Below are 272 nucleotides of genomic sequence, written 5' to 3'. Positions count from 1 at the left end.
GCGTGTGGCTGATCAATTCGTGGGCGAGGCTGCTGGTCAGCAAGCGCTCGGCCGGCTCTTGCCAGTTCAGATTCAGCAATTGCCGGAAGCGCTGCGCCTGCTGCGGATCTTCGAGAAAAGTCTGCTCGCGTAATTGCATCTCGCGCGGTTCGCGATCGAGCAACGTGACGCAACCGAGGGCGAATTGTTCGGCGCTGAAATACAGGTGCGCCAGACGGATATCGCCATTGATCACCCAGCCCGATTCATGATCGGCCGGCAGGATGCACAGC

At 59.9% G+C, this 272-nt stretch carries 1 pseudogene; it reads right to left on the bottom strand.

Annotated elements, in window-relative coordinates:
• Positions 1–272 (bottom strand): annotated as a pseudogene (locus AAEY83_RS15095) (hypothetical protein); the annotation flags it as partial.

The organism is Psychrobacter sp. TB20-MNA-CIBAN-0197 (genome assembly GCF_040309765.1).
Taxonomy (GTDB): Bacteria; Pseudomonadota; Gammaproteobacteria; order Pseudomonadales; family Moraxellaceae; genus Psychrobacter; species Psychrobacter submarinus.
The sequence above is the reverse complement of the archived record's forward strand: the minus strand, read 5'-3'. Positions and strand labels throughout refer to the sequence as shown.